Here is a 542-nt window from a genome sequence, read left to right as displayed (position 1 = left end):
CACGCCGTCGAACGCGCCGAGATCAAGTTCGGCGACACCGTCGTCATCGCCGGCGCCGGACCCATCGGCCTCTCCGCCATCGCCGGAGCACGCCAGAAGAACCCCCTCCGGATCATCGCCCTCGACGTCCTCGACACCAAGCTCGACCTCGCCAAAGCCGTCGGCGCGGACCTCACCATCAACATCGCCACCGAGGACGCGGTCCAGATCATCAAGGACCTCACCGACGGGTACGGCGCCGACGTCTACATCGAAGCCACCGGCCACCCATCAGCCGTCCCCCAAGGACTGAACCTGCTCCGCAAACTCGGCACCTTCGTGGAGTACTCCGTGTTCAAGGACGCCGTCTCCGTCGACTGGTCCATCATCAGCGACGACAAGGAACTCGACATCCGCGGCGCCCACCTCGGCCCCCACACCTGGCCCGCCGCCATCAAGCTCCTCGAAGCCCAGACCCTCCCCATGGACCGGATCTGCACCCACCAGTTCCCCCTCGAAGCCTTCCAAGAAGCCCTCGACCTCGTCGGCGACTCCGCCGGCGC

1 protein-coding gene is annotated in these 542 nt (G+C 66.8%); it reads left to right on the top strand.

Annotation, left to right across the window (positions count from 1 at the left end; all coding sequences use genetic code 11):
* A partial coding sequence (locus ITJ54_RS17710; RefSeq protein WP_194630615.1) for a zinc-binding dehydrogenase occupies nt 1-542 on the top strand: 542 nt, incomplete at both ends.

It is taken from the genome of Curtobacterium sp. VKM Ac-2865, assembly GCF_015350905.1.
GTDB lineage: Bacteria > Actinomycetota > Actinomycetes > Actinomycetales > Microbacteriaceae > Curtobacterium.
Note: the sequence above shows the minus strand (reverse complement) of the source record. Positions and strands in the feature narration are given on the sequence as shown.